Raw genomic sequence first — 14,845 nt, 5'->3', positions numbered from 1 at the left:
AATCAGTCCCGTCTCAATCATCGCGGGACCGGGGGACGGCACAATGGAATCGATCAGCCGCAGAGAGATCCTGCTCGGCGCGGGTGCCGCCGCACTGCTGCCGAGGACGCCGAGGACGCCGAGGACGCCGAGGACGCCCCCCGTGCCGGGGGAGCGGCTGGGGCGGCGGCTGAGGGGCCGGCTCGTGACCCGTTCCGACCCCGCCTACGCGACGGCCCGACAGCTCGACCTCGCCCAGTTCGACGCCGTCGCCCCGAGGGCCGTCGCCTACTGCGCGAACGCGGGCGACGTCGCGCTCTGCCTGGCCTTCACGCAGGACCACGACCTGCCGTTCGCGGTGCGGAGCGGCGGCCACAGCTACGGCGGGTACTCCACCAGCAAGGGCCTGGTCGTCGACGTCTCCGCGATCGGCGCGGTGGTCGTCGACGGGGCGGTCGCGCGGGTCGGCACGGGGGCGCGGATGTCCGGCATCCTCGACGCGCTCGCGCCCCACGGCCTGGCGCTGCCGGGCGGGGCGCGGGCGACGGTCGCGGCGGGCGGGTTCGTCCAGGGCGGCGGCATCGGCTACCTCACCCGCACCCTCGGGACCGCCTGCGACCGGGTCGTCTCGGCACGGGTGGTCCTCGCGGACGGCCGGACCGTCACGGCCTCCGGGCGGGAGCACCCCGACCTGTTCTGGGCGCTGCGGGGCGGCGGGGGCGGCAACTTCGGGGTCGTCACCTCCTTCACCATGACGCCGGCGGCCGTCGACGTCGTCCGGGTGGCGAGCCTGTCGTGGGACTGGGAGCACGCCGTGGACATGCTCGACGGCTTCGCCCACTGGCTGGTCGGTGCCCCGCGGACGGTGGGTGCCGCGGCGGTGGCCGTCCTCGGTGACGCCGCGCCCGGCAACCCGCCTTTCGCGGGGCTCGTCCTGATGTCCACCGGCACCGAGACGCGGCTCGCCGCCGAGGTCGACCGCCTGCTCACATACAGCGGCCCGCCGTCGGCCCGCTCGCTCACCACGACGCGGCACCGCGCCTTCATGTGGGCGACGTACGGCTGCGCCACCCTCACCGCCGCCCAGTGCCGCCGCGCCCCCGCCGGCCTGCTCCCCCGCCCGGCCCACGGCCTGGTCCGCGGCAGGCTCTTCGGCCGTCCCGTGCCCCGCGCGGCGTGGGAGCGCGCCCTGGCCGTCTTCGACCTCGCCCGGCTGGCGGGCCAGACGCACAAGCTGGAGGTCCTCGCCCTGGGCGGCGCCGCGAGCGACCCGGCCCGCACCGACACGGCCTACGTCCACCGCGACGCCCTGTACGACATCAACTACCTGAGCGTCGTGAACGACTCGCCCGTCACCGCCGAGGCCGAGCGGGCGGCCCGCCGGTGGGCCGACGCGGGCTTCGCCGCCGTCGACCCCTATGCGGACGGCGAGACCTACCAGAACTTCACCGACCCGGCCCTGCCCGGATGGCGCCAGGCCTACTACGCCGAGAACTACCCGCGTCTGACCGAGGTCAAGGCCGCCTACGACCCTCACGGGGCGTTCCGCTTCGCCCAGGGCATCGGCCGCGGGGGCACCGACGGGCGACCTCGGACAGCCTGAAGGCACCCACCGGACGCGGGGTTCGGCCCCCGTACCGGCGGCCGTCGACGCCGATGCGAAAGGATGGCCCGGGCGGTGGTCGCGGACCGCCGCCCAGCGTGATCCCCCGAGCGTCCGCGGCCAGGAACGGAGCGTAGAAGGTGACCGAGGAGCCGAGCGCGGCACAGCGCCCCACCCTGGAGGCCGTGGCCGCCCGAGCCGGGGTCTCGCGCGCCACGGTCTCCCGCGTCGTCAACGGCGGCCCCGGGGTGCGCGAGGAGCTCGCCGACAAGGTCAGGCACGCGGTCGACGAACTCGGCTACGTCCCCAACCACGCGGCCCGCAGCCTCGTCACCCGCCGCCACGACGCGGTCGCCGTGGTGATCGCCGAACCGGAGACCCGGGTCTTCGCCGACCCGTTCTTCGCCCTCCAACTGCGCGGCATCAGCAAGGAACTGACGGCACATGACGTGCAGCTCGTCCTGCTGCTCACCGAGGGCAGGGACGACCACGAGCGGGTCGGCCGCTACCTCTCCGGCGGCCATGTCGACGGCGCCCTCGTCTTCTCGCTGCACCTGGACGACCCGCTGCCCGGCATCATCCGGCGCGCGGGCCTGCCCACCGTGTTCGGCGGCCGGCCCGGCTGGCAGGACGCGGGCGCGGAAACGGGCTCGGACACGGGCGCGGGCTCGGGCTCGGGCGCGGGGGAGTGGAGCGCGCCGTACGTCGACTGTGACAACCGCGGGGGCGCGCGAGAGGCGGTGCGCCACCTGGTCGGCCTGGGGCGCCGCCGCATCGCGCACATCACCGGGGCGCTCGACCAGACCTCCGCGGTCGACCGGCTCGACGGCTTCAGGGACGTCCTGGTCGACGCCGATCCGCGGCTGATCGCCGAGGGCGACTTCACCTTCGCGGGCGGCGAGCGGGCGATGCGGCGACTCCTCGACGCCGAACCGGACGTCGACGCCGTCTTCGCGGCCAACGACCTGTCGGCGTCCGGCGCCCTGCGGGTCCTGCGGGAGCGGGGCAGGTCGGTGCCTGACGACGTGGCGGTGGTCGGCTTCGACGACATGCTGCTCGTCGCCGAGCAGGCGGAGCCGCCGCTGACGACGGTCCGCCAGGACATCGAGGAGATGGGCCGCCTGATGGCCCGCATGCTGCTGCGGGGCCGCGGCGGCGAGGATCTCGCCGCGGGCCCTTCGACCGTGGTGCTGCCGACGTCCCTGGTGCACAGGTCATCGGCGTGAACACCGGCCGGGGCCGGACCTGAGGGCGGATCAGTTGTGCCGAGTCCACTTCGGCGTCCAGATACCGCCCTCGGGGCGGCCGGGGTACGCGGAGCCGAGGTGGGTGCGGAGCGCGGTGAGGGCGGGGTGCGGGTTGCCGGTGCGCCAGAGCAGTGAGTGCGGGTAGACCGGGACCGGGCTGTGCAGGGGGATGCGCCTCAGGTCATGGCCGGCGGGCCAGACGAGAGGGGTCTGCTCGCTGACGAAGGTCGCCAGCGTCGAGGAGCCCGCGATCGTGTCGAGGAGGGGCTCGATGCCGAAGTCGGGGCCGATCGAGTCGATGGTGAACCCGAACGCGGTGGCGAATTCGTCGTAGTAGGCGGCCCACTCCGTCCCGGGTGCGTTGCCGGGCATCCAGATGCGACGCCCGGCGAGCTGGGCGGGAGTGACCCCGCGAGCGGCAGCGAACTCGTGGCCCGGTCCGGTGAACAGATGGAGGGGCTCGTCGAAGACCGGGGTGGCCTCGACGCCGTCGGGGAGCGGGCGCCCGGGCATGGTGACGGCGCGGAAGGTCGCGTCGATCGTCCCGGACCGGATGGCGGAGATGGCCGCCGTGGAGTCCGGGAGGGTCACCACATCGAGGTCGACGTCGGGGTGCGCGCGATGGAAGTCACGCAGCAGTCCTGCCAGGGAGAGCTGCCGGCCGATCACGTCGACGCGCAGCGGGCGGCTGCCCGGCCGTACGGAAGCGGCTGCCCGCTCCTCGGCCTGGAGGAGGGCCCGGGCGTGGGGCAGGAACGCCTGGCCGTCGATCGTCAGCCGGGCGCCGCGCGCCGTGCGGCTGAAGAGTTGCACGCCGAGGTCCTTCTCCAGCACGGCGATGCGCTTGGAGACGGCCTGCGGGGTGATCGACAGGGTGGTGGCGGCTTCCTGGAACTGTCCCTCGTCCACGGCGGTGACGAAGGTGTACACGGCGGTGAGATCCACGCCGGCCATCCTAGGCGATCAACCAATGGTTGAGTCATGAGGGGGAAATGGTTGTTTGATTCCCTTGCGCACCGGCCGGTTTGATGTCGCTGGTCAACGTGTGGTGTTGCGTCGTACGCGATCACACGGTGACGGACCGATTGACCCGCCCATCCTCGCCGCGGAGGCAGCTCACCCGTGCCGGATTCCTTCGTCCACCTGCACAATCACACCGAGTATTCGATGCTGGACGGTGCGCAGAAGCTGAAGCCGATGTTCGGCGAGGTGGCCCGGCAGCGGATGCCCGCGATCGCCATGAGCGATCACGGCAACATGTTCGGCGCCCATGAATTCGCGCAGGTCGCGAAGGGCTTCGAGGGCATCACGCCGATCATCGGCATCGAGGCGTACGTAGCGCCTTCCTCCCGTTTCGGCCGGAAGCAGGAGTTCTGGGGGCCGGGCGGCCGCCGCGCCGTGAGCGATGACGGCGAGGGGTCGAAGGACGTATCGGGCGGCGGCCGTTTCACCCATATGACCATGTGGGCGCGGAACGTCCAGGGCCTGCGGAACCTGTTCTGGCTCAGCACGCGGGCCAGTTACGAGGGACAGTTCCCGGCCGGCAAGCCGCGCATGGACCGCGAGCTGATCGCCGAGCGGCCGGAGGGCATCATCGCCACCACCGGTTGTCCCTCCGGCGAGATCCAGACCCGGCTGCGGCTGGACCAGTACGGCGAGGCGAAGGCCGCCGCCGCGGCATACCAGGAGATCTTCGGCCGCGAGAACTACTACCTGGAACTGATGGACCACGGCCTGGACATCGAACGCGACGTCCGCGACGGCCTGTTGCGGCTGGCCAGGGAGCTGCGCATCCCCCTCCTCGCCACCAACGACGCGCACTACGTCACCGAGGACCAGGCCGACGCCCACGACAGCCTGCTGTGCATCGGCGTCGGCAAGAACAAGGACGACCCCAAGCGCTTCCGCTTCAACGGCTCCGGCTACTACCTCAAGACCGCCGCCGACATGCGCAGGCTCTTCTCGGACCTTCCCGAAGCCTGTGACAACACCCTGGTGATCGCCGAGCGCGTCGAGTCCTACGACGACGTCTTCGACTACGTCGACGAGATGCCGCGGTTCCCGGACGTCCCCGAGGGGGAGACCCAGGAGTCGTGGCTGCGGAAGGAGGTCCTCGCGGGCCTGGCGACGCGCTACGGGAACCCGGTTCCCCGGCACGTCCTGGACCGCTTCGAGACCGAGATGACGGTCATCGGCCCCATGGGCTTCAGCTCGTACTTCCTCGTCGTGGCGGACATCTGCCGCCACGCCCGGGAGAACAAGATCCCCCTCGGGCCGGGCCGCGGCTCCGCCACCGGCTCCATCGTGGCCTACGCCACTCGCATCACCGAACTGTGCCCCCTGGAGCACGGCCTCCTGTTCGAACGGTTCCTCAACCCCGAGCGCATCAACCCTCCGGACGTGGACCTCGACTTCGACGACCGCCGGCGCGACAGAATGGTCCGCTACGTCACCGAGAAGTACGGCGACGAGTACACCGCCATGGTCAACACGTTCGGCAGGATCAAGGCCAAGAACGCGACCAAGGACGCCTCACGCATCCTGGGCTACCCCTACTCCCACGGCGAGCGGATCACCAAGGCGCTCCCGCCGGACCAGAACGGCAAGCCGGCCCCGCTTGCGGCCGTCTTCGACCCCTCTCACGAGCGGTACGGCGAAGCCGGAGACCTCCGGCAGATGTATGACGACGACCCTGACGTGAAGCGGGTCATGGACACGGCGCGCGGGGTAGAGGGCCTGACCCGCGGCACCGGTGTCCACGCCGCCGCGGTGATCCTTTCCAAGACGAAGCTGACCGACCGCATCCCGCTGCACATGCGCGCCTCGGACGGCGTGAAGATCACCGGTTTCGACTACCCGTCGTGCGAGGCGATGGGGTTGATCAAGATGGACTTCCTGGGGCTGCGGAACCTGGGCGTCATCGACCAGGCCATCGAGAACATCCGCGAGAACCGTGGCATCCACCTGGCCACCGTCGACCCCCTGGACGGCGACCCGTCCACCGTCGTGATCCCGCTGGACGACGCCAAGACGTACCGGTTGCTGGCCGAGGGCAATACGTTCGGTGTGTTCCAGCTCGACGGCGGCGGCATGCGGGTCCTGCTGAGACAGATGGAACCCACCCGGTTCGAGGACATCGCCGCGGTCAACGCGCTCTACCGCCCCGGCCCCATGGCGGCGAACGCCCACACCAACTACGCGCACCGCAAGACCGGCCGCCAGGAGATCACCCCGATCCACCCCGAGCTGCGCGACGCCCTGGAACCGATCCTCGGCAACACCTTCCATCTGCTCGTCTACCAGGAGCAGATCATGGCCATCGCCCGGGAACTGGCCGGGTACACCCTGGGCGGCGCCGACCTGCTGCGCCGCGCGATGGGCAAGAAGAAGCCGGAGGTGCTGGCCGCCGAGTGGGACAAGTTCCACGACGGCATGCGGGGCAACGGCTTCAGCGAGGAAGCCATCAAGGCGCTGTGGGACGTCATGCTCCCGTTCTCCGGCTACGCGTTCAACAAGTCCCACACCGCCGGCTACGGCCTCGTGTCCTACTGGACCGCCTACCTCAAGGCGAACTACCCGGCCGAATACATGGCCGCCCTGCTCACCTCGGTCGGCGACGACAAGGACAAGGCGGCCATCTACCTCGCCGACGCCCGCAAGAACGGCGTCCGAGTCCTCCAGCCCGACGTGAACGAGTCCGTCGCGGAGTTCACCGCCGTCGGCGACGACGTGCGGTTCGGACTGCGGTCCGTACGCAACGTCGGCGACCATGTCATCGAGGCCATCATCGGTGCCCGCCGCGCCAAGGGGAAGTTCACTTCGTTCCCCGACTTCCTGGACAAGGCCGGACTGCCCGCACTGAACAAGAGGGCCGTCGAATCCCTGGTCAAAGCCGGCACCTTCGACTCCCTGGGCCATACGCGCAAGGGCCTGACCGCCGTCCACGAAGAGGCCATCGACGCCGTCATTCCCGTGAAGAAGGCGGCCGGCTTCGGTCAGGATGACCTCTTCGCCGGGCTCGGCGGAGAAGGTGGCGACGGATCGGCCCGCGGACCGGCCTTCGGCCTGGACTTCCCCATCGACGACGCCGAGTGGCCCCGCCGCCGGCTCCTGGCGACCGAACGCGAGATGCTGGGCCTGTACGTCTCCGCCCACCCACTGGACGGCGCCGAGCACATCCTCTCCGGTGCCCGGGACTGCTCCATCGCCGAACTTCTCACCTCCGGCCGCACCACCGGAGACGTCCGGCTCTCCGGGCTGATCACCGGCATCCAGCTCAAGGTGACCAAACAGGGCAACGCCTGGGCCATCGTGCACCTCGAGGACCGCGACGCCGGCGTCGGGGTGCTCTTCTTCCCCGCCGCCTACCAGCTCGTCCGGCACGCGCTGGCCGAGGACAACGTCATCTCCGTCAGAGGCAAGGCCGAAGACCGCGACGGTACGGTGAACGTCTTCGGCCGAGAACTGACGGTGCTGGACGTGTCCTCGGCCGAGCACGGCGGGAAACCTCCCGTACGACTCGAACTCCCCGCGCACCGTGTCACGGAGCGGTCCGTGAGCGAACTGAAGAGGATCCTCGCGGCTCACCCGGGCGACAGTCCGGTCCGCCTCAGCGTCCGCGGCCCACGGAAGACCACCGTCTACGCCCTGCGGGCCAGGGTGAACGCCACCACCATCGCCTCCGACGTGAAAGGCACGTTCGGAGCCGAAGCATGGGCGGGGAGCGGTGAGGGAGCCGGCGCGGCTACGGCGTCATGAGCCGACGACGACCGTGAACCGCCGCGGGTTGCCGTCGTGGGCGGCTCCGGAGACGTCGGGCTGGCCGTCGGGGCGCACGTCGTCGTACGGGAAGGCGTACCCGATGGGGGAGTTGGCGTGCACCACGCGTGACCAGTGGTTGGTCACCGCGTCACGGTAGTAGTCACCGGAGGTCGTGCCGTTGGGCTGCTCGGGGTGGGTGAGCATGATGCTCCGGTTGAACCCGGCGGCCAGCCGCGCGAGGAGCCCCTTCTTGTCGTCGGGGTCACCGGGGTTGTTGGCGAAGGGCCCGTGGTTGCAGGTGAAGATGTCCTTCGACGTGGGCTTGGTGAAGGAGTGACCGCCGTTGAACGTCAGTACGTCACCGCTGACGCGCCCGGTGAAGACGCCCCGGCCGCCCTGGAGGTCGATCTTGAGGTCGGTGGAGCGGTACTTGTCCCACACCTGGTCGATGTAGCCGTTCCACACGTCGCGGAACGGCATCTGGTCGGGCCGGTCGAAGTAGGGGGCCATGAGGTTCTGGGGGGAGATCACGCGCAGGACGCCGTTGTCGCCCCGGATGACGAGGTCGTCCCACGGCTGGCCGTCCTTCGCCGCCTGCGCCGCGAGGTCCGAGGCGATCTTGTCGACGGCGCCGTCGGGCAGCGGGGCCACGGTGTGCGTGCCGTCGCCCTCCAGGGACAGGCCGATGGGCAGGGCGGTGACGAGGTCGACGTAGCTGATGTTGGCGTAGAGCTGCTGGGTGTTGAAGGTGAACTCGCAGAACGACCAGGTGCGGCCGTAGTTGGGGTCCTCCTTGGTCGCGAAGGCGGGCTCGACCAGCGAGGGGCCGGGGTTGAGGAAGAAGTCCAGCTTGTCGTCGCGGACGAAGTAGACGCGGGCGCCGTACATCTGAGGCAGCGTCAGGACCTTCGGCGCCGAGCCTGCGGAGCCGAGCGGGATGGCGCAGTCGACGGGCAGCGGGGTCTGGGGCGCCGAGGGCGAGTCGGGGCGGTAGACGCCGCCGTCGGGCTTGAGCAGCACCCAGCGGTCGGTGCCGAGTTCGTGTCCGGTGACGTAGGCGTTGACCTTGCCCGGCAGCGACTTGTTCTGGAGGGCGAGCTCGCAGGTGGCGGGCGCGGCCTTGCCGCCGGCCCTGGCGCGGGGGCTGAGAGCGCTCCCCCAGACGGGGTAGGTGAGGGCGCCCGCGGCGCCCGCTGCGGTCGTCAGGAACATGCGACGCGATATCACGGGGGTACTCCTGCGCGGTGGGGGGAGTGGGGGTGGTGCACCACTGTCGTGGCGGGTCCTTGTGGCGTCAAGAGATGTGACTGAGAGCGCTCTCAGAAATGTTGTTCCTTCAGGTAATGACGGCTTCCTGGCGTGCCTCTTTGGCCAGTGCCGGGCGGTTCGGCGGCCGTCGGGCGGATTGTCAGTGGTGGGTGCCAGACTCGGAGAAAGAACGGCGAGACGCGACAAAGGAGTCGATCATGCTCAATACCCGTTTCGTTGTCGGCGCTCCGGTGTGGGCCGACATGTGCGCCCCGGACCTCGACGACGTCAGTGATTTCTACCGCGAGCTCTTCGGCTGGGAGCTCCTGCGCGGCGGCGAGGAAGTGGGTGGCTACGGCCAGTTCCGTCTGGGTGACAGGGCCGCGGCAGGCGCGATGGCCATGTCCGCGGACATGAGCCCGCCCGCCTGGACGCTGTATTTCCGCGCCCAGGACGTCGACGCCACGGTCAAGGCGGTCGAGCAGGCGGGGGGCGGCGCGACCTTCGACCCCATGGACGTCCGCGACCTCGGCCGCATGGGGATGTTCACCGATTCGGCGGGCGTCCAGTTCGCCGCGTGGCAGCAGGGCGAGATGAAGGGCGTCGATGTCCTGAACGAACCGGGCGGCCTGGTCTGGACCGAGCTGTACACCCCGGACGTGGCCGCGGCCAAGGGGTTCTATGGCTCGGTGTTCGGCTGGCGGACCGTCGAGCAGCCCTTCCCCGGCGGTAGCTACACCATGGTGTTTCCCGGCGACGGCGTCGAGGACGACATGTTCGGCGGCGTGGTCCCGCTCGACAGTGACCCCACCGAAGCGGAAGCGGGGGCCTACTGGCTGCCGTACTTCCAGGTCGACGACTGCGACGCGGCGGTGGCCACGGCGCGGCGGCTCGGCGGGACGGTGCGGATGGAGCCGATGTCCATGGAGGGAGTGGGCCGCTTCGCCAAGCTGACGGACCCGGCGGGCGCCCGCTTCGCGGTACTCCAGCCGTCACCCGCGTAGGCCTCCGGCCGGGGGTGAGCGGAAGCCGGGCCGCTGCCCGCGGTGTCGTACGGGTCTCGCGGGCGACGGCCCGGCAGCGGCAGCCGCACGCAGGCGGTGGTGGATCGCTCCTTGGTGATCGGCTGTCTCGGTTGTCTCGGCTGTGCGGCGGTTTCCCGCGGCGGCGGGCAGGGCAGGTAGATGCCGGGCTGACAGCCTGGACGACGGCGTTGATCGTTCGTTGATCGGTTGTTTCGCGCACTCGGGCAGCATCGGTGTCATGCAGATCGACATGACGGCCCAGTCTCAGCTCGCCTGGCAGGAGCAGGCGCTGTGTGCCCAGACCGGAGCTGACTTCTTCTTCCCCGAGCCCGGCAGCTCGGTGCGCGAGGCGAAGTACATCTGCCGGATGTGCACCATGCGCTCGGCCTGCCTGGAGTACGCCCTCGCCAACGACGAGCGGTTCGGCGTCTGGGGCGGCCTCTCCGAGAAGGAGCGGTACGCCCTCAGACGCGCCGCTCCCCGCGCCTGACCGGCCGGGCCACAGCCGGCCGTCAGCCCACAGCCAGCACGAGGGTGCCTGCCACGAAAGGTGCCCCCGCCCTGAGGAGGGCGCCCGCCACGGGGGACGGGCGGGCGCCCTCAGAACCCGTGAACCGCGAGCTTGGGGCATCGGTCGCTGCGAGGCTCGATCCGCAGGACGCTCGAGGCAGAGCTTGGCGGGAGGGACGGATGAGGTTGAGGACTCCCGCGGCGGGCCAGCGGAGGCACGAGGTCATCCGGAGAGTACGACGGCCTCGCGCGGGCCGCGCTCCGGCGTCGTGGCAAGCCCTTGACCTCGGGTTCCGCGAGACCGCGACCGCATGCGCGGGCCGCGAGGTCGGGCGGGTTCCCGCACTCGGCACCGGGGAATGAACAACATCGGCTGACCGACCGGTCAACTTTCAACCGCCGATGCGGGAGGTGGCATGGCTCGGTTACTCAGAGCCCCCCGGCCAGCGAGAAACCCGGAAACGTCCGATGAGGAGGGGGAAATATCGCCACCCAGGTGGAGCCTCCCCACGCGCGTCGTGTTCCGTTTCTTCCTGGTGTATGTCGTTCTGTTCTTCCTGTCCGAGTCGCGGATCATGTACGCGCTGGTGGGGGTCTTTGGCAGCGACCTCCCGGTGGACGCCCAGACCCGGCAGTACCACACCGTGCGCCCGGTCGTCACCTGGGTGGCCGAGCACATCCTCCACGTCGAAGCACCGCTCATCGAGCCGGTGTTGAGCGGCGACCAGGCGTTCTTCTGGGTACTCGCCCTGTGCTGGTTCCTCGCCGCCCTGCTCGTCACGGTGGTGTGGACGGCGCTCGACCGGCGACGGCCGCACCACGAGGCGCTGTACAAGTGGTTCTGCGTTGTGGTCCGGATGTGTCTGGCAGCGCAGTTGTTCACTTTCGGGTTCGCCAAGGTCTTTCCTCTGCAGATGTCGCTGCCGCTGACCAGGCTGGTCGAGCCCTTCGGGGACTTCGGAATGCAGAACGTGCTCTGGACGCAGGTCGGAAGCTCGCAGACTTACGAGATCCTGCTCGGGTGCGCCGAGGTGACCGCCGGGCTCCTGCTCGTCGTTCCCCGGACTGCTCTCCTGGGCGCGCTCCTGGCCGCGATCGAGATGACGCAGGTGCTCGTCCTGAACTTCACCTACCAGGTGCCCGTGAAGCTCTTCACCTTCCATCTGCTCCTGTTGAGCCTGATCCTGGTGGCTCCGCACGCGATGCGGCTGGCCACCTTCTTCGTCTCCGATCAAGGCGTGGGGCCAGTCTCCCGGCCGCGGTTGTTCCGCACGCGCAGAGCCCTGAGGCTGGCGCTGGCGGGCCAGTTGCTGTTCGGGGCGTGGCTGGCCGCTTCCCAGGTACACGAGGACTGGAAGCGGTGGGACGTGGTCGGGACATCGGGGCCGAAGCCTCCGCTGTACGGCATCTGGGACGTCGTGCAATTCTCGTCGGACGGACAGGACCGCCCTCCCTTGACGACCGACGTCGAACGCTGGAACCGGTTCATCGTCGACACCATGCACCCGTACCAACCGGGCACCGTGTCCAGCCAGCGCATGGACGGCTCCATCGTCGACTACGCGGCCACCTTCGCCCCTTCCAAGCGCGCGATCATGCTGGCCCGCGTCGGCGACCCGGCGTGGTCCGGCCGGCTCACCTTCGCCCGGCCCACGGGGGACAAGCTCACGCTGGATGGCGTCCTGGGCAAGGAGAAGGTGCACATCGAGCTGGAGAAGGTTGACCTCGACTCCTTCCCGGTCAGCCGTGACGGCACGCGGTGGGTGCAGGACGCGCCGTACGAACCACGCCTGCGGCCTCACGCGTAAGTGACCGTGAACCGCCTCGTCCCCGCCGGGACATGGACGTCGTCGCCGGAGACGGTGAGGTCGCGGCCGTCCGCGGTTGCCGCGCGGACCTGGCCGAAGCGGCAGGGGTAGACGTAGCGCACCCGCTCCGGCGCCTCGGTCACGTCCACCGTCACCGTCCGTTCGCCCGCGTCGTGCGCGAGGCGGTAGCCGAAGGGCTCACCGAACAGCGTCGGCGCCGCCTCCACGACCACCGTTTCACCGTCCGGCACCCAGTGCGGACGGACACCCGGCGCCACGTACAGATGCGGGTCGTGGTCCTCGTCCGCCTCGAAGAGCAGGATGTCGCGGATCAGGAGCAGGTACTCGGCGGCGGCCCAGCCGTGCGGGATGTCGCCCATGTACCAGTACCGCGACGGCACCTCGTGGAAGTCCGACGCGATGGTGAAGGCGTGCTGCTCGTTCCACGCGCCGAGGGCCACCGCCCGCTCCTCCGTCCGCGGGAAGGCCGCCCCGACGATCCAGCCGAGCAGCTCGTCCATCCGCCCCGGGTCGCCCGCCAGCAGATACGCGTGCGCCAACTGCGTGGTGAGGTAGGGGCCGAAGGCGTTCCACGCGGCCTCGTGGCGGTAGCCGCCGGAGACGAAGTGCGCGTACATCGTGTCGAGCGTCCAGCGCGCGGCCCGGTCGATGTCGGGCCCCAGCTTGCTGCCCATGTGCAGCCGCAGCGGATGGAAGAACGCCGCCGCGCCGATCATCGTCGAGTCGAGCCGCCCCACGTCACCGGGCCCGGTCGGGATGTACGTCTCCCAGGCCCCGCGCCGCCGCTGCTCCTCCAGGACCCAGCGGATCGAGGCAGCCGTCGCCCGCTTCACGTCGTCGAAGGCCGCCCACAGCTCCGGTACGTCAGGCGAGCCGATCCGCTCGGCGAGGCGCGCCGCCTCGTACAGGCCCGCCAGCGCCCACAGGTCGTCCCAGTAGTGCGGCTTGTCGCGCTCGCCCAGGTGCTCGGCGCTCCAGCCGCTGTGCAGCAGCCCGTACGCGTCGCGGTTGTCGCGCAGCCACCGGGCGCCGTCGATCACGTACGGCGTGTAGAGCCTGGTGCCGAACGCGGCGGCGCGGCCCCGCGTGCGGTCGAACCGGCCGATCGCCCAGAGCGCCTGGCCGTTGCTGTCCCACTCGCGGTCGTCGCGCTCGTGCGGGCCGCCGTAGAAGCCGTACTCGGCGCAGGGCCCGATACGGCCCGTGCCGCGGTTGAACTTCAGCGGGTAGTGCGTGCCGAGCTGGTGCTCGGCGAGCGCCGCGTCCCCGACCAGGGAACAGGCCGTGGCCTCCACGGACGAGTCGCGGATCCAGAACGAGTCGTAGACCGTGGGGCCCGGGTGGATCTCACCCCCGTCCGAGAGGATCAGCAACTGCGAGCGGGCCTCGCGGAACAGGTCCGTCAGGTGCGCCACACCGCGCGGCAGCCCGGGCTGCAACCCCTGGTCCAGCAGTTTCGTCGTCCAGAAGCCGCGGTTGGCCTCCTCCAGGTCGCCGGCCAGGGGCGCGGTGATCTCGGCGAGGTCGGCGGCGCCGCTGTAGAGGTCGACGGGCAGCCGCACGTCGAGCTCGAACACCTCGTCGTCGACGACCCGGAAGGGCCACGCGAACGCGGCGCTGCACAGCCCCGCGATCTGGTCCTGCGCCTGGAGCGCGCCGTTCAGCTTGCCGCCCGTGACCAGGTCGTGGAAGGGGCTGTGCGCCAGATAGGCCGCCGGGTCGTAGGAGAACCCGGGGTTGCCGTACACCCCGTACTGGTCGGGAGCCTTGTCGAACACCGGGCCCCAGCCGCTGTTCGTCTCCACCCGGTTCTCCTGCGGCAGGTGCCGCAGGAACGTCAGCCGCCGGTCCGTGACCTGCCGGCCGCTGCGGTCGTGCCGCTGGAAGCCGCTCGGCCCTGCGGGCATCACCGCCGCGCACAGCCAGCCCTCGCGCGGCCGGCCGGTGGCGGTGCCCACGGTCAGCCGCGTCACGACCAGGTCCCGCTGCCGGGCGCCGACCGTCGTCGCGAAGGTGCGCTGCACGAACTCGACGCCCTCCGGTGTGCGGAAGTCGGTCAGGACCACCGGCAGGTGCGGCGCCTCCATGCGCTGGTTGACCTTCCCGCCGTCCGGGAGCTGCGGCAGGCTCAGGGCGCCCGTGGCCGGGTCGAAGAGGAAGAAGGACAGGCAGTACTTGTCGTAGACCGGCTCGATCTCGCCCGCCTGCCCGATCAGGGACTCCTGGCGGTGGTCCTTCACCCCGACCATGTGCCAGTAGCGGTACAGGGCGTTGGAGGCCAGGGCGGCCTCCTTCGATTCGTAGGTGCCGGAGTCGAAGTCGTCGCTCCAGCGCCGGAAGGCCTGCTGCGCCCACCAGGGCACGGGATAAGGCACCTCTCCCTTGCCCGCCCAACTGCGCCACATGACCTCGTAGAACATCCACTCATGGGTCTGCGCCATGGGTCGTCACCCCCGCGTCCACCGTTGCACCGGGGAGGGCTGCCGTAAATCGCTGCGGCACGGGCTTGGCACGCGGACGGGGGGGGGGGGGGGGCTGTGGTGGTTTTCCTGGCCGTCCTGTTGAACTTGTGGGGGGAGGGTGGGGACCCGGTGCCTTCATTCGCCCCTTTTGTTTGGGCAGGTTCCCTTTTCAATTCGCCGG

The 14,845-nt window shown here is 70.4% G+C and carries 9 protein-coding genes; 6 read left to right on the top strand and 3 right to left on the bottom strand.

Translation table 11 applies throughout. The features are described 5' to 3' along the window. The first annotated feature begins 43 nt into the window (after nucleotides 1-43). Nucleotides 44-1,582 carry an FAD-binding oxidoreductase gene (locus tag ACZ6JY_RS35680; RefSeq protein ID WP_469202825.1) on the top strand — a complete coding sequence of 513 codons (1,539 nt, stop codon included), beginning with the start codon at nucleotides 44-46 and terminating at the stop codon, nucleotides 1,580-1,582. A 140-nt stretch (nucleotides 1,583-1,722) separates the two neighbouring features. Next, complete coding sequence (locus ACZ6JY_RS35675; protein ID WP_469202823.1) at nucleotides 1,723-2,808, top strand: LacI family DNA-binding transcriptional regulator; 1,086 nt, start codon at nucleotides 1,723-1,725, stop codon at nucleotides 2,806-2,808. Between the two features lie 30 nt (nucleotides 2,809-2,838). Here ACZ6JY_RS35675 and ACZ6JY_RS35670 read toward each other — a convergent pair whose 3' ends face one another. Beyond that, nucleotides 2,839-3,774, bottom strand: a complete 936-nt coding sequence (locus ACZ6JY_RS35670) for a LysR family transcriptional regulator (RefSeq protein ID WP_469202821.1) — start codon at nucleotides 3,772-3,774, stop codon at nucleotides 2,839-2,841. Nucleotides 3,775-3,951: 177 nt separating this feature from the next. Here ACZ6JY_RS35670 and dnaE point away from each other — a divergent pair, with 177 nt between their 5' ends. After that, the gene (dnaE, locus tag ACZ6JY_RS35665; protein ID WP_469202820.1) at nucleotides 3,952-7,587 is read left to right on the top strand and encodes a DNA polymerase III subunit alpha; all 3,636 of its coding nucleotides are present in this window, start codon (nucleotides 3,952-3,954) and stop codon (nucleotides 7,585-7,587) included. Here the strand turns inward: dnaE and ACZ6JY_RS35660 are convergent. Next, nucleotides 7,582-8,817 carry a glycoside hydrolase family 64 protein gene (locus tag ACZ6JY_RS35660; protein ID WP_469202818.1) on the bottom strand — a complete coding sequence of 412 codons (1,236 nt, stop codon included), beginning with the start codon at nucleotides 8,815-8,817 and terminating at the stop codon, nucleotides 7,582-7,584. The genes dnaE and ACZ6JY_RS35660 overlap by 6 nt on opposite strands. A 239-nt stretch (nucleotides 8,818-9,056) precedes the next feature. Between ACZ6JY_RS35660 and ACZ6JY_RS35655 the strand changes: the two genes are divergently transcribed. The 3 genes from ACZ6JY_RS35655 (at nucleotide 9,057) to ACZ6JY_RS35645 (ending at nucleotide 12,181) form a co-directional block, all read left to right on the top strand. Further along, nucleotides 9,057-9,842 carry a VOC family protein gene (locus tag ACZ6JY_RS35655; protein ID WP_469202816.1) on the top strand — a complete coding sequence of 262 codons (786 nt, stop codon included), beginning with the start codon at nucleotides 9,057-9,059 and terminating at the stop codon, nucleotides 9,840-9,842. Nucleotides 9,843-10,101: 259 nt separating this feature from the next. Next, nucleotides 10,102-10,353, top strand: coding sequence for a WhiB family transcriptional regulator (locus ACZ6JY_RS35650; RefSeq protein ID WP_469202814.1), 252 nt, complete (start codon nucleotides 10,102-10,104; stop codon nucleotides 10,351-10,353). A 538-nt stretch (nucleotides 10,354-10,891) separates the two neighbouring features. After that, a complete protein-coding gene (locus ACZ6JY_RS35645; RefSeq protein ID WP_469202812.1) occupies nucleotides 10,892-12,181 on the top strand; it encodes a hypothetical protein in 1,290 nt (429 codons plus the stop codon). Here the strand turns inward: ACZ6JY_RS35645 and ACZ6JY_RS35640 are convergent. Next, on the bottom strand, nucleotides 12,172-14,643 hold the full coding sequence (locus ACZ6JY_RS35640) for a prenyltransferase/squalene oxidase repeat-containing protein (protein WP_469202810.1): 2,472 nt from the start codon (nucleotides 14,641-14,643) through the stop codon (nucleotides 12,172-12,174). The genes ACZ6JY_RS35645 and ACZ6JY_RS35640 overlap by 10 nt on opposite strands. Nucleotides 14,644-14,845: the final 202 nt, after the last annotated feature.

Source organism: Streptomyces sp. NPDC046335, from assembly GCF_055587985.1.
This window is presented reverse-complemented; position numbering and strand designations above follow the sequence as displayed.